This window comes from Pedobacter sp. KBS0701, from assembly GCF_005938645.2.
Taxonomy (GTDB): domain Bacteria; phylum Bacteroidota; class Bacteroidia; order Sphingobacteriales; family Sphingobacteriaceae; genus Pedobacter.
The window spans coordinates 3,539,693-3,558,197 of the sequence record NZ_CP042171.1; the positions used below are offsets into that span (position 1 = coordinate 3,539,693).

The following is an 18,505-nucleotide window of genomic DNA, read 5'->3' on the forward strand; positions in this document are numbered from 1 at the left end:
TACTCGTTTTAATTGAGTTATAAACTCAATTTTATTGTTGGATTCTATAGATACGCTATGCTTAACGCTACGGATACTGCGGGAAAATTGTATACATTTAATAATATTATATATTTGCCTTACATCTAAATCATCAGTATGTTGAAGCTGAAATACCTTATTATCACAATAGCTGTATTGTTCTTTTTCAATAGTGTTAAAGGACAAACCTCTGACTGTCTAAAATTCAAACACGGAAAGTTTAAAATGATATATAATGGGAAGTTGTTAATAATAAAACGCGACGCAAACCATCAATATGAATATTACGATAATGCAACCGTTCCGACTTCCTACGATATTAAATGGATTAGCAATTGCTCATACACCTTAAAGCCTGAAACTAATAACTTTAAAAAATTTCCTAATACGCCTCAAAACGCCCTAATCACGGTTAATATAATTAGTTACAGTGGAAATACTTATAAGATAAAAGCGACATCAAATTTTAGCCCTCTGATACTAAAAAGTGAAATTACTAAAATCAATTAAGGAGCATTTTATAAATCTTACATCTAGAACATTACGTTTCTGCCCGTAGAGTTCTAAGGATTAATAATCGAAAAGAGTCTGTGACTCGTTTTAGATGAGTTTATAAACTCAATTTTATTATTGTATCCGTAGAGATATTATGCTTAACGCTACGGACAGCGCAGTTATATCACTTAATTTCGGTAGGTGAGACACCAACCGATAGATAAAATAAAGGAATCTTTAACCTTCTAAATTAGATTGATCAATAAAACCTGATTTAAAAGATCTCTCCATTTCGCTGCTGCCTGAAAAAGGCACGTGCTCCAGTTGAGAAGACAATTTACCCCGTAGGTTAATCAAAAGATGAGTGATTCTATCAAAAGACACCTGTTATAGAAGATCATTTCAGACTACTCCATCTTTTTCGAATCACCTGAAGAGCCTTTTTCAACACTAAATCTTCTCGCTTTTCAACTGAATTTCTGGATTGGCTAATATAAATATCCGGCAGAACCCCTTTCAAGTGATGCTTGCTCCCATCAGAATTTTTAACCAACATCCCGGAGAAGTACACAATTAAATTACCCGGGAGATAAGCTATATCTACATCTCCATTGGTACCTGCAGTCGCGTCTCCTACAATTATTCCCAGTTTAAAGTCTTTTATCAGTCCCAATAAAGATTCTGAAGCACTCATGGCAGATGCGTTGGTCAAAAATATTACCTGCTGTGTTAATCTATTTTTAATATCAGGAAAATATATCTCGGGACCCGGATGAAAACTCAAATGCTCAAGATCAGGGTAAAGAATTTTTGGGTTAAAGAAGCGTACAGTCCTGATGGTGTCCCTTGTTAAAGCAGGAATCAGATCTGTACTGATTGTCTGATCGAAAACATATCCCCGAAGATCAAACACTATCGACCTGGCAGTCTTTAAAAGTTTAAAATTCTGATCTGTCAAAGAATTTCGCGTGAGATCAAAATAATAGATATCCGGTGCAACCCAGCCATTTCCCTTTTGTAAATAACCTGCATTTCCCGGCGTGTAATCTTCTGATACTTTTGTTCGCTCAATTGCAACCTTACGGGTATCTCCGTGTCGAAGTACGGTAACTTCTATTTTTTCATTTTTTTTCCCATTGAACAGCCGGTTAAGTACAAGCAGATCTTTTTTTTGCTTTGATCCCGACGCATATTGAATTAATGTATCAACCCGCTTACCAACAGGAATTCCATTAACCTTGACAATAATGTCACCTGGAAAAATACTATCCATGAGTCGTTTATCGGAAACTTCCTTAACTACAATTTTATGATCTGCCCGAATAAGAGAAATTGGGAGCGTGTAGTAAGGCTCCATTCCCATAATCGAAATAAACATGTGTGCATCATTATAAAATGAACACATTCGTTCAATCACCTTGATGTAGGTGGTGTGGGTTTTGGCTAAACTGGCTTCCTGAAGTATTTCAGCTAAAAGACGTTCCTGATCAATTTTTACATCGTCCATATATGGAAAGGAATGTCTAAGTATATTCCAGAGCATAATTACATCTGCAATCCTTAATTCCTCATGTTCAAATGCCGAAATCTTGTTATAGTTTAGGTCGGTATGATCGTTTACTTTATTTGTTGCAATAGGGAAAGTGGAAGATTTGTTGCCTAATAAAACAAGCGGCATTACAAAACTGATTCCCTTAACAATTTCTTTATCGAGGTACTCGCCAAATTTAAGCTTTTGACTATAAAGCGCATAGTTTGGATCTATTATTTCGAAAGTAATCTTTGTTAGTTTGGCAGTTGTTTTTTGGGTTGTATTTAAAATTTCATGAGGGCTAAATGATCTGTCGCCATCAATAATCTTAAAAACAGGTTTATCAATCGAAACTGGGATGTTTGGGTCTGTTGCAAGTTCAAATGCGATCAGTTCAGCTGAACTGTTTATAGTGCCCGTGAAGTGATGGATCTCAGGCAAGTTGGTTTTAAGTTCTATTGAATCCTTTCCATTCACTATTTTTAATTCAGCAGGTTCACCATCTTTTTTGTTTACACGCGTGGTGAGGCTAAAATCATACTTTAATCCCCGGTAACCTGATACATCATACGCGCCGGTCAATGGCAATTGTATATTGCGATCATTTCCTACAAGCGGAGTACGATTTAATCTGATACTCTTATAAGGCCTTTCTAAGATACCGCTATAAAGATTAAATCCGAGGTGCTGCCATGATATCTCTTTATAACCACCAGGGATATTCGGCTTCAGTTTATCTATATCAAAACTTTCTTTTTGACCAGTTAAGGTAATTTTGATAGTGGGAGCAATTGGAAGAAATATTTTTCTCAGTTCACCAATAAGTTCATCATCATTACTCACCTTTAACATAGCTTTACTTCCGTTTATCGCCACCCCTTCCCATATTTCCAGTTTGTTTTCGTCTGAAGGATGAAAATATTGGACGTAGCCATAGATTTTCGAAAATGCTGTTAGATTCCTGATTTGGCGGTTACTCAACTGTCCTAGCACCAAGACTGGAGATAGTAGAAGGAATAGGGTTAGTGCTTTCTTTATCGGCATATCAGTTGTGAATAACGTTTCTTAATTCTTTTTTACCTTCTTCAATATTCTTGTTTTCTGAAGTTGTTGAAGCTGTATATCCTTCATTTGTAACAACAATATCGCTGTGCTGTCGAAATTATTTATTCGAATATTAGCTGAACTCTGATACTTATAAACTCGCCATAACTATTTTCCAACGCCTCTGAGCTTAAATTAAAATAAAGATACCTCCTTTCTTAATTAAACCAGCAATTTGATCGTTTTTCAACGGTGTTTGATCATTCTAACTGATTATTCCTATACTGCCCTTAAAAGCGATTTTACATCATTCAAGGCTACACCACCACTTACCTTTCCACAGCGGAAGGTTTGTTCTTATTACACCTGTTTCCTGAAGATTTACGATAAGAAGCCTCGTTAACACCGACCTCATGAAAAGCTAAAATGCTTAAATATAGGTACTGGAATTTTAAATAATAAGGCTTATACTTGTACAAAAAGACGCAAGGAACAATATATTGCACACGCCAGTAAGGATAATTAAAGATGCTGTCAATTCGTAGTTTCGCATATTTGTGAATTGGCCGTAATTTTACCAAGACATCAAGTGACAAAATCATAATATTAAATGGAATTCCTGAAAAAGATCTTTTCAATAAAGACAAAAGATAATGATATACCCCTACCAGAAAGGTATCCTGAAAATTCGATGGGAGATTTTTATGTAGAGAACCAGGTTTGTATTGCCTGTGGTGCACCTGAGGCAGAAGCACCCGACTTAATGGAACATTCTAAAATTGAATATGGACACTGCTATTTTAAGAAACAACCTACTACTGCTGACGAATTAGACCGCGCAATTAATGCAATGGAAGTCTCGTGTATTTCAGGCATTAGATATGGCGGTAAAGACAAAGCAATACTTAAGCGGCTTTATGATTTAGGTATGCAAGCAGAATGCGATTATAAACTGGAGGATTTAGAATGATACAAATCCCAATACCAGCACAAGTTTTAGTTCTACGCTAGTCGATTAGTAACCATTATAATGCGACAATACCTCTATATCCTATTTTTTTTTCTTTCAAGCTGCTCATCAAGCGAGCCAAAAACGGTTTTTGAAGAAAGAACTGGTTTATCAATTAGTGATTCTATTAGCAATATCAAGGTTACTGACAATTACGAACTACAGGAAGGAGAGTTTAGCATTGTCTTTAAAACAACTGAATCTCAAATTAACTCCTGGCTGAATAGTAGTCCACCTTGGAATAACCTGAAATGGCACAAAGGGCAAATTCCTCCTGGAATAGGAATTGCTACTCAATTTAATTTTCCAGAAAGAGTTGGTTTAGCGACTAATGATGATGGCAAAACCACCTATTTTGGTGATGAGAATTTAATAAAACTGCTTAATGACACTACAAACTACTATAGTTATGTAGAAGATTGTTGTTCCGACGAAAAAGGATTGAGATTTCATGATGGAAGACTTTTGATACTTCAACCTCATACCAGAATGATTTATTTCGCCACATGGGATTTCTAAGATAAAGGGCCGCTAACATCGGTTTGGCAATACGACGTTTGAAGTGCTTCTATGAAATATTTACGCAAGTTCGATATTGGGAACTCTATTAAACTTTAGTTCTAAAAATCTTTATTAAGCACAAGTCAGGCCTTCGCTTTTGGCCCAAGCGCTAAGACTTGCGCTAGATATGGATTATAAACTGGAGGATTTAGAATGATACAAATCCCAATACTTGCGCAAGTTTTAGTATTTAGAACATTGGGCTGGATGACTAGTACTTTAGCGCATTTATTTTAAAACACAAGTCCGCCCCTTGCTTTTAGCTGAGCCGGACTTGCGCCAGAAATATTTAAATTAAACAAACCTTACCCCTCACGCATCAATACCTCATCTATCATTCCGAATTCCTTTGCTTCGATGGCGCTCATCCAATAATCGCGGCTGGCAATTTCATTGATCCGCTCATACCTTTGTCCACTATGTTTCGCCAAAATATGGTACAGATCTGATTGTACTTTTAACACTTCTCTGATCCTGATATCCATATCAATAGCGGTTCCCTCTGCCCCGCCCGAGGTTTGATGGATCATGACCCTCGAGTGCTGCAAAGCCGAGCGTTTACCGGCAGCACCGGCACACAACAATACCGAACCCATAGAAAGTGCAATGCCCGTACATATAGTGGCTACATCAGGCGCGATAAACTGCATGGTATCATAAATGCCAAAACCTGCATAAACCGATCCACCAGGTGAGTTGATATACAATTGAATATCGCTTTTGGTATCAACTGATTGCAAAAAAAGCAATTGGGCCTGTATTACATTTGCATTCCGCTCATCAACGGCTTCCCCTAAAAAAATAATCCTGTCCATCATCAGCCGCGAGAAAACATCCATTTGTGCCACATTCAGCTGGCGTTCTTCCGTAATGTAGGGCGTCATAGCAACAGGCAGGGTATAAGCAGCGGTTCTGCCCATATACTGATCTACATAAAGGCTGTTTAAGCCCTGGTGTTTTACCGCATAAAGGCGGAATTCTTTGTTAATATCCATCGTACTGATTTTAAATTTTAGGCATAGCGATGCCCTGCCCCATAATGGCGCATGATGTATAAATTAAATTGATTGTTTATTTGCGGAACAAACGCATTACCTTTTGCCTGAAAGTTTGATGCTCGGCGGTATTAAACAGCGTTTCGTGTATGTTATTGATTTCATTTTTCAGCTGCTTCCGGCCATAATCATGCACCATCTGGTAGGTTTTGTTCTGCCAGTAAACTTGTTGTTTTAGTTCAGGCTGCAGGATCATTTTAGCTTCGAACAGGAAACTTTCTCCATCCTTACCGTCCGACAGCAGATAATGCTCTATTAAACGGAGCTCATTCAACGATGTCTTCATATTTTAAGGATTTTGCTTTAACGGTTTCTTTCACTTTTTCGAGGCATTTAAATTTCTGGGCGGTTGCAGAGCGTGCACCCGAAAAGCCAAAACGCCCGGCCAGTGTATCCATATCGAGTTTTTCATAATAAAAAGCACTAAGCAACTGCATACATTTCTGCCCGGCCTGCTCCAGTAAATGCATCAGTTTCCCTGAAGAAACTTCCTCATATCCGGTATCTGCCAAATCCATCTCTTCATTAAAAACAAAACCAGGGGAATCAAGGGTAACATGTTTGTCGTTTTCCTGATAACGTTTAATCCATAAATATTTCGCGATTCCAAATAAATAAGCTTTTTCCTGGTACTTCAGCTTCAGTTCCGAAACCTGCACTTTCTCATAATACACCACCAGCGCATCCTGAAAAATATCTTTCGCTTCCTCAAATGATCCGCCCATCTTGCTTACATGTCTTGCTACCAAAGGAAAAGCTTCTTTGTAGAGTTTCATAAAAAGGGCTTCGCGTTGGCTGGGCTTCTCTTTGATGGATGTTGCTGTCATGATTACTATGTTTTATATAGTATGTGGGGATTTTTGATCAGATATCACCTAAAATTAATAATTATTTTTTTGGGGCGTTAGTTAATCTATTGTTCGGAAACATATCGTAAAAATTGTTTGGAACGTTATGCCAGCTTGCTTTGAAATAACACAGCCATTACCGAAGCACGCCCGTCAATCCCAATCCTTATATTAAATCCTAGCTTATGGACAATTCTCTTTTAAGAAAAATTTAGGCGTTATGCCAGCTTGCTTTGAAACAACATAGCCCTTACCGAAACAATATTAATACTACCTTGTGGACAATCCTCTTTTAAGGAAAGTTTAGGCATTACGCTAGCTTGCTTTGAAATAACACAGCCCTTACCGAAGCACGCCCGTCAATCCCAAGAGCCGGGGAAATCAAAAAAACAGGTGCAGTTCAGGTAAATTGGCACTAACAAACCTGAAACGCAGTGGTTTTGTGTTCATAACGATGATTTAAATTTTTAAAAAAATATTGAACACAAACCCCGCAGGGCTCAATCAGACCAAAAGAAAACACATACAACACCTGATTAAACGAAGTGCCGCTGTTTTTTTGATGCGCATGGGATTGTGCAAAAGGCTCATTGCTGGATTGACGAAGCGCTTTGGGTACTTTGGCGCTCCAAAGTACCATGCCACCGCGGCATAGAGCGGAAGAAGAATTCATACTGTAGCGTATTAACCAATTCCCGTCTTAACCGTTCAACTTACCCGGCGTCACCGCAAATTTCTTTCTAAAGGCATTGCTAAAGTGCTGTACAGAAGAATAACCAAGCATAAAGGCCACCGATTTTATGGAAATCCCTTCCAGCAGTAGCTCTTTTGCATGGTTCAGCCTGTAATCGCTCAGGTAACCGAATATACTGTTATCAAATAGTCCTTTAAAACCCTGTTTAAGCTTAAATTCGTTAATGCCACATAATTTAGCCAGTTCAGCAACCGATGGTGGCTGGTGGATATTGGCAATGAGGTAATCCCTCGCATGATAAATGCATTCCCTATCGTAAGCAGAATGTAAAGCCGCAGGTTCTTTTTGGCTAATGGCCCGTTCAAAAGCTTCGGCTTGAAGCACAAGCAGCTCAATACATTTCGATTCGATAAACATACGCTTCAAGCCTTCCGGATAATCACAATCGAGAATATCCCTGATGCAGTGCTGCATGGCCCATGAAATAGGGAGGTTGTGCTCCGAAAGTTGTGTATAACGCCCGGTATCAGCATCATCTGCCAAAACCTGTAATGCTTTGGTGGAGTGCTCTGCCAATTGCAAAAACTTTTCTTTAGCAAAATGTACCTCAAAAAAGCGGTAGCTCTGGCCGGTATCATATTGGCCTGTACCATCAAGGTCAGGCATGTAAATAATATTTTGCTGGTTAGCATTAAAGGTGTACTGTTGCTTATTTACGTTGTTAAAGATGGTCCCATTGCCAGAGAGTGTAAAACGCAGTTTAATCATATCCGGCACATCATAAGTAGGCCTGAAATACATCTGGTGTTGTTTAAACAGGATGTCGCCGTACACGATATAAATACCAGGAATATTGATCTGTACCAATTCCGCATCGCTAAAAGAAAAACTGTGTTTCTCCTTTCTTTTTGTAACCAATCCCCCACGTACGGGAAGATCATCAAAGCTGCCCCCTACCTTTTTCCAGGCACCGTAATTCTTACCAACATTGATCCCCATAATGGCAATGATCACAAAAAAAGCCGGAATAACGCTATTGGGTTATCCACAATTCGATTTTATGTAAAAGAAAATCCTTTTGATGTAAAAGCGTACAGCAGCTATTTTTCAATTTTGCCCCAATTGCGAAATGTACCGCAAGATGTTAATCACTTTATCATGGAAGAGCAAGAAGACCAAAATACATTAACGCTAGATAAAAAAATTAACACTCTCCCACCTAAAAACAGTCTAATTTTTAAACTTTTGCAACATTTACCCTTAAAAAAGGAGGCAAAAGTATTGGAAATTGGACTTTCTAGTACCGAACACCTTTCTTATCTGCTTCAAAAAGCAGAAAATATCAGTTACTCCGGCACCTACATTAACGAAGCTGCTATAAAGGAGGCCTTTTCTACTGATGAAGCTGATGGCAATGCCATAGAATTGATTAAAAAAACGGATCATCAACTCGATTTCGAGGATAATTCCTTCGATTTTTGTTTTACGGCGAATACCATTTATTTCTGGCCTGATCCCCTAAAATACTTAACGGAGAGCTACCGCGTATTAAAACCGGAGGGAAAAATGAACCTTGCCTTTGTTGAAAAAAACTTTGGCGGCGACCTGCCCTGGACACAATTGGATTTTACATTTTATGAGATTGATGAAGTAAAATCGTTTTTCAAACAATCGGGATTTGCAAATATTGAAGTAAATAAGTTAACGGAGACGGTAACCGATCAAAACGGAAAGGAAGTCACCAAACCGTTTATTATGGTATCAGGTCAGAAAAAATAGTTGATCTGGTTAAATTCACATACTAGTGGAATCCAATGTCATTAAGTTGAGGAAAAATTCGCCGTCATTTCGACTGAAGCGCAGCGAAATGGAGAAATCTTTGAGCTATGTTAAAAGATTTCTCCACTGCGGTCGAAATGAAGATATTCGAGACCATTCCCTTCTTTATCCATTCTGTCACTCATATTGATTTTAAACAATTAATTAACCCTCAGGCTGACATCTTTTTGTGATTTATCATTGCAAGAGGTCTTGGAATACGCTATCATTGACAGGCTCCAATACAATGGTCGTCATCTCGACCGGAGCAACGCGAAGTGGAGAGATCTTTGTACTATGTTAAAAGATTTCTCCACTACGGTCGAAATGACGCCCCCGTGTCTGTCCATAGAGATGCTATGCTTAACGCTACGGACAGAGCGGGTTTCTTTAACCAGGCTGCTCCGACACAGTTATACACCAACAATACCTTAAGGTAACTTTCCCTTTACCTTTTATTTAGCTATTGTTAGCCTGCCAATCTAAAGCGAGTCAAATCTTTAATCTACCTGATCTCAACCAGGGGCATCACTCCACCAAAGCAAGGGTTAAGCAGTGTGCAAGCAGGTGTAAAGCAAGCCTGGCCGGAAGGTGGCTAAAACGTGGGGTAAATGTGGCGTAAAGGTGGACTTGGAATATTTTTTTGGGGGATCTTTAATCAGACGGATTGATTTGGGTTATCATCGCTTTTGATTAACCTAATATAAAAAATTATGGTGAAAGCGGGCAAAAAAAGCTTCGTAATTTTTGGCATGGGCAGCAGAAATGCAATTTGTTAGTTTCTGTCTGTAGCGTTCCGAAGGGTTCTACGGATTAATAATAGAAAAGAGTCTGTGACTCGTTTCTATTGAGTTTATAAACTTAATTTTATTCTTGTATTCATAGAGACGCTATGCTTAAACTACGGACAGAACCGCAGGCCAATGCTCAAGACAATGTTCGCTAAGACTTGCGCTAGAATACGAAAAGACAATTTCACTTGAAGAATCGTCTTCCTGAACTTGTTTCAGGATCTTATTGTGATAAATTTAGAACAACATTCGTCACAATAATTCACAATAAAAGAAAAACGGCTTACCTAAGAAATGAGTAAGCCGTTTCTACAAATTCAAGGTTGGTGGCTCACCAACCTATCTGAACATTATGTCATGCTGTTAAATAGCGCTATAATAGTCGTTTATATATCTGCTCGAGAAAAGATCCTTCACTGCGTTCAGGATGACAAAAAGGGAAGCCTAAACAACTAAAAATAAACATATAAGTCTTAGTTATTTAACCACCTTCATCTGCCCTTTCATCACCATATAATGACCCGGATAGGTACAAATAAAAGGATAGGTACCAGGTGTTTTAGGTACTGTAAAATAAATCGTATCCGATTTTCCAGGCTGTAGCAATACCGTATAAGCCAGCACCTTAGGTGTTGCCGGAACGAAATAGTACTTTTCGCCATCAAGGCCCATTTTCAAGGCCATTTCACCTACCGCATTGCCCGATCCAGGTGTGGTAAGCACAAAATTATGCAACATATCATCCACATTCTTAAAGGTTAGTTTTACTTTGGTACCTGCTTTTAGGGTAATATTGGTGATGTCGAATTTCAAACCTGGCTTGGTGCCCAATACGATAGTTTTATCAGGTCCTTTAGTCCAGGTTTCTGGTTGTTCAGTAACATGTTTCCCAACATCAGTATTACCTTTAACTACGCCACCACCTGCTGGCATATTGCCCATTTGGTGATGATCCATTCCCTCCATGTGGTGTGCCACCGGCGCGTTGCCTGTGGGTTTATTTTCGGCAGTTAGCGCTATTTTTTCTCCATCGGGAATCTTGTTCATGGTATAATATCCATAATCATGCAACAATGGGATATTGCCATTTTCGGCGCGTAATCCTTCCATTTTGATTTCGTGAATGTAGCCTTCTTTTAAGCTATCCAACACCAATCGCACCCGTTTATGATCAGGAGAAACGACAATGGCTTTAATGCTACGTGGCGATTGATTGATTACCGGACTACCATAAATGTGGTGGTATTTATAGGTAAAAGTGGAGAGTTTATAGGCGCCGGCATCGCGGGCTGTTTTTTCATCAACCGGCATAGTAAACTCGAGTTCGAAACCATCGGGCTGCGCTTTTACCGTTTGTACCTCAAATGGCATAATACCCGACCAGGTTAAACGCTGCAGCCCGTATTCGGCCTTACCCGTCGATGACCATCCTCTTGAAGTCATCCCCACCAGCATACTGCCATCCGAGCCCCAGTTCATCCTGAGTATTCCCGATGAAAATCCCCTGCGGAATGGAAATACCACACCCTGGTATACACCTTTAACTTTTTCTAAAAATACCCTATTGATATTACTCTGCGATTGGTCGCCTACAAAAAGTTGTCCTTTAAAAGGTCCCATATTACCATTATCTGAATAATTCAGAATGCCGGATGTGGAGTTGCCCATAATCGAATGCGGAATCCATACCGAAGGGGTTTTTAGTCCCCGCACCCTTTTGGCAACTTCGAATTCAGGTTCGCCGGTATCAGGAATATCTTTTTTGCGCAGCTTAACTGGTGAACCAGGTTCACCTGCCCATGCCAGGCCAGCAGGATTGCCTACAAAATCGCCTTCCTCTACATGCATAATGCTGCCCGAACCTACCCAGTCGCCCTGGTTCTCGGCATAAAATATTTCACCGTCGCTATTTAGCGCCATTGCTGCAGGCGAGCGGAAACCGGTTGCAAAAGGCTTTAACTTAAAATCAGGAGTGAATTTGAGCATCCAGCCATGCCATTTAGATAAACTGGCACCATAACCAATCCAGCCCAGGTTAAGTGTAACCACCATGTTGCCATCTTTATCCAGCATAGGGCCATACGCATATTCATGGTAATTGCCCGATAATGGCCACGAATACATGGTGCTATATTCATCGGCTTCTCCATCGCCATCCAGATCGCGCAGGCGCGTAATCTCAGCGCGCTGAGTGAGGTAAATATCTCCCTTGATATAATTTAAACCTAATACTTCGTGCATGCCGTGTGCAAACAAGCGGTATTTGGGTTGCTGCCCGTTTTTCATGTATGGGTTGGTAATAATCCAGACTTCACCTTTGCGGGTAGCTACAGCCAGCTCATCATTAGGTAAAAAGGTCATTCCACCAACTTCAAGTGCTATTTCTTTTGGGATGGGAACAGTTACGATGGGATAAATCTGCTTCTCTGTTTGTGTTTGTGCTTTTACCGTTACCAGACCAGTGCCCAGTAACAAAAGAGACAATAAGTATGTTGATTTTTTCATGTCTTGATTACCAGGTTAGTGAATAGGTTAACGAATCGGTAGCATTGGCCAGCAATACCAGTAGCTCTTTGCCATTTTGGGTTTTCCTGATAAAAGCTTTTGTGCCATCAGCCAATTTTAGGGTATATGCTTTATCGCCAACAGTGTAGGTATTATTTTTATGTGCTTCAATGCTTGTCCCTACTGCAATACGACAATAAAGTGGCTGCTTGCTGTTGCTAATACTAATGGTACGGCTGAGTCCTGCACCGCCATCTAAAACGACTATTTTATCGCTTACATCGCTACCGTTAGCAGTATATAAAAATGCAGGCATTTTGCTTTTGTCTAAAACATAACCTTTATTTTGCAGGTCGTCAAAAGCGATAGAATCTGGCCACACAGCATCCTTATCAGCCAGTGCTGCAAGGGCAGGTGCTGCAGAAAGTGGTAAAACCGTACCTAAAGGTTTGGCGAGCTGAGGTTCCCCCCTGTCTTTCCACATTTCGGTCACATCCATAAAATCTCCGCGCCATACCTCCAGCAAGGCACCCTGTTTTAAATCATAAGCATAGTTTACCTTTTCGGGTGTACCTACAGAAATCACATGGGTACGTTTTTTTCCTTCGAACATCAGGAAGCTTCGCAATAAATAGGGTTTGTTCGCTGCGTTGATGACATAGGGGTTAACATTTTGGGCCATAGAATAGGCTGCACAGCAGGTGAGAAGTGCGAGGCAGCACATCATTCGTTTATAGATCATAATTTTCATCTGGTTAAGAAGCAACTAAACAATCGGTTGCATAACAAATATATCATTAGCATATCAGTTTACAAAAACAATCACCCAAAAACCACACAACAAGTTAATTTACAACTAATTAAAGTTAAATTTTAAGTAAGACAAACGATAGCACAATCAGGCCGTAAACTAGTAAAACCTTTTACTAAAAACGTATAAATCTAGCTTGATGATCCATTAGTTTTTACTTTTAAGGCCAAACTCATCATTTCGCAGTGAGCAGAAAAGGCAAGTTCAATTACCAAGATCTAGCAGATAGATTCTCCACTATGCTTGTATAATGATTAAAGAATTGGTTCGTGATGCTTAATGAACAATCTTAAATACCAGTTCTTTTAAGAGTTCGCCATCATCAACATTGCCGGTACTATCTAATCCTTTGCTTTTCAAATCATATTCACGGAGTAAACCGATCACCTGGAAAACTTTCCCCGTGTTGTAATTTCTTGCCGCTACCTCATAATCTTTAATAAAGAATGGAGGCACCCCCAAAGCTGATGCGGCATCGGCCTTATTAGGGATATAATGGTATTTAAGAAGTTTGGTAAAATAACCACCTAGATTGGCCAAAACCATTACGGTTGGATTGGCCTTAGGGTTGCTGGCAAAGTAATTGATAATTTTATTACATTTTAGTACATCGCGGATGGCCATTGCTTTCTGCAATTCGAAAACGTTATATTCTTTACTAATGCCTATGTTTCTCTGAACCAGGTCGGTATTAATGGTTACTTCCTTCGAAACATTCAGCATTAATTTTTCGATCTCATTGGCAATTTTAGAAAGATCGGTCCCCAAATACTCAGCCATTAGCGCCGATGCCTGCTGATCGATCTTGTAACCTTTTTCTTTGATAAATTCTTCGATCCAGGGCACCAGTTTATAATCGCGTACAGGATCTGACTGAAAAATCAATCCGCTTTTATTGATGGCTTTATAGATTTTTTTTCGTTTATCGAAATTGGCATATTTATAAGCCAGCACCAAAATGGTACTTGGCAGCGGTTTTTCGAAATAATTGAGTACGAATTCGCCTTCTTTTGAACTGTCTTCCTTGCCCCACTTTAAATCCTGCGCTTCTTTAACAATTACTACCTGATAATCAGACATCATGGGGTAACGCTTTGCAGCACCCAAAACCGTAGCCATATCGGTATCTTTTCCGTATAAAACCGTTTGATTGAAACCTTTTTCGGCATCGTTCAACAGCTTATCTTCAATATAATCAGTCACCTGATCAATGTAATAAGATTCTTCACCATGTAATAAATACACAGGTTTGAACTTTCGGGCTTTGATATCTTTAATAATTTCGGCAGCAGTCATTGCCTGTAAAATTACAATTTAGGTTTAAGGATTTGGGTAAATGTTTATAATTTATAGATGTGAGATTTGAGAAGTGAGATATGAGACATTAGACTGGAGAATTCATCGCATAGCCTAAAATTAACTAACTTTGAAGCTGCAATAATTGATAAATTGTTTTATTGTTGCATTGTTAAAAGACATATAACTGTTAACTGAAAACTGCCAACTGAAATGTTCACTCCTACCCCGCTTAACCTTCCGCCATACCCATTTAAAATTACCCAAAAGGATGACGTGGTATTTATTTTTGATGAACTGAGGAAGAAACACCTGGTGCTTACCCCCGAAGAATGGGTGCGTCAGCATTTTATACAAAACCTGATTTTAGATAAGAAATTTCCACGTACGTTAATCCAGATTGAAGGTGGTTTGGTGTTAAACCAATTACAAAAACGAAGCGATATTTTGGTTTATAATACCGCTGGTGAAAAACTGATGTTGATTGAATGTAAGGCACCAAAGGTAAAAATTACACAATCGGTTTTTGATCAGGCCTCGCGGTATAATTCGATACATCAGGCCAGGTGGATTGTGCTAACGAATGGTTTGCAGCACGTTTATGCCAGGATGGATACGGAAAAGGGCAGCTTTAATTTCGTAGAAGAAATGCCAGAATATTGGGGGCTTTAGCATTGAATAGCCGAAGAGATGCGAAACAACAAGAACTTACTCTATTCTGTCATCCTGAATGCGATGAAGGATCTTTCTTGACCCCTTACTCCAAAGCGCGAGGTAATATGATGTAAATCTTGTTGGGCACCCCCACCTAGTTACAGTAAAATAATAGTCCGTCTTGGTCGGTGGGACACCAACCAATAGAATGAAAAAGTATCAATGTATTGTAATGCTCTTTTTTGGAAAGCAGGAACACCACACTTAGGTTTATTCAGTCCCGCTCCCGCTTCTGCCAATTGAAAAAATTGGCATCCCGCTTTGATCGGGTTTAGGTGGCACAGCCAGCAAGGCGATTAGGGGTTGCAATACGCAGGAATAGTGTCTTTCTGAATCATGCTATCCAACCTTCAATAGCAGCAAAAGCCTTTCAATTTTAAACCTGATTGAAATGTAAAGCCCACAGCGTAGCGAAGACTTGTAATGAAAAGCAGGACTTACTTTAAAACAAGCCACAATAATTGCTTTCCAAAAAATAAGAGCATTAAAATTCTCTCACTGGAGCACCAACCAATAGAAAAAGATTCTTCACTTCGTTCAGAATGACAAAAGAGAATATGATCTAAACACTATACTCCGACTTCCAAACCTGTTTATTACCACTATAAATCGCCTCGTTACACATGGCCACGCATATAGCCGCCTGGGTTCCAGTATTGATATTTGATGCGGGTTCTTTCCTGGTGATTATCGATTTATAAAATTCATCGAGCGCATAATTTGTACCATCAATGGTGGCTTTATCTAAAATCGGGATTCCGCCATCTTTATTCACCACGATTTTTGTCGCCCCGGTTACCCCATCAACGATACCCAGCTCTTTTTTTGTACTTTCTTCAGGATAAAATAAACCGGTATTGGTAAGCAAAGAAACCGAACCTTTGGTACCCTTTATTTTAAACAGGTAACCATCGTGCGCATTGCCACAAGTGGCCCCGAAGTTGCCAATCATGCCTTTTTCATTATACCGCAGAATGGCTTGTATGTTATCATAAGTTTCGCGGCCATCTTTAAAAACATCTATGCCTCCCGAGCCCATAATTTCATCAGGTTGGGTTTCGAAAGCCCAGTTGATAAAATCAATCTGGTGCGACAGGAGTTCGGCCGCTAATCCGCCAGAATATTCCTTGTACATCCGCCAGTTAATTTTGCGCTCTAAAGCAGGATCAGGAACAGCCCTGCGCCAATTTCCATTACGGTCCCAACGACAATCGATTTGGCTAACCTTACCTAAATAACCACTTTGGATCATGTCTTTCACCTTAAAATATAGGGGCGAATAACGGTATTGATACCCCACCTGAAAAACATGATTGGGATATTGTTTTACCAGTTTTTTAAGTTCGAGCGCCTGGGCAATATTATATGTCATGGTTTTTTCTACATACACATGTTTGCCAGCCAGCACCGCGTCTTTGGCAATTTTGAAATGCTCGCTTAAAGGTGTAGCAATAAAAACCGCGTCGATTGTTTTATCGTCTAAAACTTTGTGGTAATCTTTAATGGCCTTTGCATCGGCTGGAACATACTTTTCGGCCTCTTTAAGCCTAAAACCGAGCAGGTCGCAATAAGCTTTGATATTATATTTTGCAGGCATAGATTTAATTACCGACAAAACGCCTTTGCCACGGTCACCACAACCGATCATGGCCACATTAATGATTTCGTCAGCTACTAAATTTGCAAACCCCTGATTGCCCAAAAATAAACCGGAACCTATTAAGGCTGATGTTTTAACAAAAGATCGACGATGCATGATATAATGGTATTATAATATTTTATTCTTTACAGGTAAAACATTAACCACAGATAAAAAGGATGCACACAGATAAAATCCGTGTACATCAGTGGTTAAACTGTCAAGGCTATTTTACACTTATTTTCAAATCAAAAACTTATAAATTCTTGATTTTAATGGTCCTGAAATCTACTTTATTGCCATGATCCTGCAGCAGGATATGTCCTTTTGGTGCTTCGCCAAAGTTTTTCCAATCTTTATATTTACTAATGGCAACCAATTTTTTAAACTCTTCTGATCCACGCGTATATTCTAACACTTTAACCCCGTTTAAATAATGTTCTACTTTGTTATCTGGATAAACCACCAAACGTCCATTGTTCCAGCTACCGATTGGGCGCAGGTAACGGGCTTCTTTTTTAGCAGTCATTAAATCGTATAAAGATGCCAAAGTGCGGTTTCCATCTCTGCCCAATTTTGCGTCAGGGTGCAATTCATCATCTAAAACCTGGTATTCCAGGCCAATGGCCGAACCTTTGTTATTTTCGCTCAGTGTAACAAAATATTTCAACCCGCTATTTGCTCCCGGTGTCAATTTAAACTCGAACGACAAGTCAAAAGCAGCATATTCATCCCTGGTCACAATATCGCCGCCATTGGTCGATTCTGCACCACCCGAAGGTTCCACACTGATTACGCCATCGGCAATTTTCCATCCTTTGGCAGGAAAAACAGTTTTATGAGCACCAACCCAACCTGCACTGCTTTTACCATCGAATAATAGTTTATAACCTTCCGATTTTTCGTAAGCAGATAAAGTATTTGGGGTTAAATTAACCGTATAAATTCCTTTAGGAAAAGCTTTAGCCTTTAAACCTTCGGTTTGAATGTTAATGTTTTTAAAATACACTTTCTTGCCATCATTATCGAGGTTATTGCCAATGCCATGAACCTGCAAACCGATAAATCCAGATTTATCCAAGGTATCGATCACGTAGGCCACAGGCGTTCCATTTACCCAGGTTTTGGTTTCGTTACCAATACATTCGATTTTGTAATGGTTAAACGCATTCCTTTTGTACAAAGGTTTTGCCGCTGGATTAAGTTCCAGAGGATATAGCCACAATCTTCTGGCTTCGTCGTAAATTCCACCTGTCCATGCTCTTGGTGTAGGGTCTAGTTCTACCTGCCTGCCAAAAACCAATCCTTTACCATTATTTCCTTCTGGTTTAATATGACTACGGGTCTGGATGCCAGAATTGGTGGTTTCGCCTTCCAGTTTCACATCCAGTTCTAAAATGAAATCGCCATATTCTTTTTCGGTGATTAAGAACGAATTTGGTGTGCCTTTGGTCATGGTCCCCACAATCATCCCATCTTCAACTTTATAAGGTGCTGCACCTGCAACGGCTTTCCAACCCGTTAGTGTTTTACCGTCAAACAATGGTCTTGCTTTTTGGGCAGCGGCCGATAGGCTGATCAGGGAAAGGGCTAGAATACTATATTTTTTGATATTTAACATGATAGGTTTTCTATTATTTTAACCACCTAAGCCACTTGAGAACATCTTAAGC

At 39.5% G+C, this 18,505-nt stretch carries 15 protein-coding genes; 4 read left to right on the forward strand and 11 right to left on the reverse strand.

Features of this window, described 5'->3' with window-relative positions:
• Positions 1-913 precede the first annotated feature (913 nt).
• Complete coding sequence (locus FFJ24_RS14280; RefSeq protein ID WP_138822201.1) at positions 914-3,091, reverse strand: S41 family peptidase; 2,178 nt, start codon at positions 3,089-3,091, stop codon at positions 914-916.
• A gap of 610 nt (positions 3,092-3,701) precedes the next feature.
• On the opposite strand from FFJ24_RS14280, the gene FFJ24_RS14285 reads away from it, so the two are divergent.
• The gene (locus FFJ24_RS14285; RefSeq protein WP_138822203.1) at positions 3,702-4,061 is read left to right on the forward strand and encodes a ferredoxin; all 360 of its coding nucleotides are present in this window, start codon (positions 3,702-3,704) and stop codon (positions 4,059-4,061) included.
• 60 nt (positions 4,062-4,121) lie between these two features.
• The gene (locus tag FFJ24_RS14290; protein ID WP_138822205.1) at positions 4,122-4,619 is read left to right on the forward strand and encodes a hypothetical protein; all 498 of its coding nucleotides are present in this window, start codon (positions 4,122-4,124) and stop codon (positions 4,617-4,619) included.
• Positions 4,620-4,966: 347 nt separating this feature from the next.
• On the opposite strand, the gene FFJ24_RS14295 is transcribed toward FFJ24_RS14290, so the two are convergent.
• The 5 genes from FFJ24_RS14295 to FFJ24_RS14315 all read right to left on the reverse strand — a co-directional run bounded on the left by FFJ24_RS14295 (position 4,967) and on the right by FFJ24_RS14315 (position 8,272).
• A complete protein-coding gene (locus FFJ24_RS14295) occupies positions 4,967-5,656 on the reverse strand; it encodes an ATP-dependent Clp protease proteolytic subunit (protein ID WP_138822207.1) in 690 nt (229 codons plus the stop codon).
• Positions 5,657-5,732: 76 nt separating this feature from the next.
• Entirely contained in the window at positions 5,733-6,002 is a 270-nt protein-coding gene (locus tag FFJ24_RS14300; protein ID WP_138822209.1) for a hypothetical protein, read from the reverse strand.
• Positions 5,983-6,543 (reverse strand): RNA polymerase sigma factor, encoded by a 561-nt coding sequence (locus tag FFJ24_RS14305; protein WP_138822211.1) that lies wholly within the window; start codon positions 6,541-6,543, stop codon positions 5,983-5,985. Before FFJ24_RS14305 ends, FFJ24_RS14300 begins: the two co-directional genes overlap by 20 nt.
• Positions 6,544-6,979: 436 nt before the next feature.
• The gene (locus FFJ24_RS14310; RefSeq protein WP_138822213.1) at positions 6,980-7,237 is read right to left on the reverse strand and encodes a hypothetical protein; all 258 of its coding nucleotides are present in this window, start codon (positions 7,235-7,237) and stop codon (positions 6,980-6,982) included.
• 27 nt (positions 7,238-7,264) lie between these two features.
• A complete protein-coding gene (locus tag FFJ24_RS14315) occupies positions 7,265-8,272 on the reverse strand; it encodes an AraC family transcriptional regulator (RefSeq protein ID WP_138822215.1) in 1,008 nt (335 codons plus the stop codon).
• 144 nt (positions 8,273-8,416) lie between these two features.
• Between FFJ24_RS14315 and FFJ24_RS26135 the strand changes: the two genes are divergently transcribed.
• Positions 8,417-9,037 carry a class I SAM-dependent methyltransferase gene (locus FFJ24_RS26135; RefSeq protein WP_168202481.1) on the forward strand — a complete coding sequence of 207 codons (621 nt, stop codon included), beginning with the start codon at positions 8,417-8,419 and terminating at the stop codon, positions 9,035-9,037.
• 1,307 nt (positions 9,038-10,344) lie between these two features.
• Here FFJ24_RS26135 and FFJ24_RS14325 read toward each other — a convergent pair.
• From FFJ24_RS14325 to holA, 3 genes are all read right to left on the reverse strand, one after another.
• Positions 10,345-12,372 carry a plastocyanin/azurin family copper-binding protein gene (locus FFJ24_RS14325; protein WP_138822217.1) on the reverse strand — a complete coding sequence of 676 codons (2,028 nt, stop codon included), beginning with the start codon at positions 12,370-12,372 and terminating at the stop codon, positions 10,345-10,347.
• A gap of 7 nt (positions 12,373-12,379) precedes the next feature.
• A complete protein-coding gene (locus tag FFJ24_RS14330; RefSeq protein ID WP_138822219.1) occupies positions 12,380-13,123 on the reverse strand; it encodes a hypothetical protein in 744 nt (247 codons plus the stop codon).
• Positions 13,124-13,459: 336 nt separating this feature from the next.
• A complete protein-coding gene (gene holA, locus FFJ24_RS14335) occupies positions 13,460-14,479 on the reverse strand; it encodes a DNA polymerase III subunit delta (RefSeq protein ID WP_138822221.1) in 1,020 nt (339 codons plus the stop codon).
• A gap of 213 nt (positions 14,480-14,692) precedes the next feature.
• Here holA and FFJ24_RS14340 point away from each other — a divergent pair, with 213 nt between their 5' ends.
• Positions 14,693-15,151, forward strand: coding sequence for a type I restriction enzyme HsdR N-terminal domain-containing protein (locus FFJ24_RS14340; protein WP_138822223.1), 459 nt, complete (start codon positions 14,693-14,695; stop codon positions 15,149-15,151).
• 604 nt (positions 15,152-15,755) lie between these two features.
• Here FFJ24_RS14340 and FFJ24_RS14345 read toward each other — a convergent pair.
• Together FFJ24_RS14345 and FFJ24_RS14350 are read right to left on the reverse strand one after the other, a co-directional pair.
• Positions 15,756-16,949: a Gfo/Idh/MocA family protein gene (locus FFJ24_RS14345; RefSeq protein WP_138822225.1), complete on the reverse strand. Its 1,194-nt coding sequence runs from the start codon at positions 16,947-16,949 to the stop codon at positions 15,756-15,758.
• Positions 16,950-17,088: 139 nt separating this feature from the next.
• Positions 17,089-18,453 (reverse strand): DUF1080 domain-containing protein, encoded by a 1,365-nt coding sequence (locus FFJ24_RS14350; RefSeq protein WP_138822227.1) that lies wholly within the window; start codon positions 18,451-18,453, stop codon positions 17,089-17,091.
• Between the last annotated feature and the right edge of the window lie 52 nt (positions 18,454-18,505).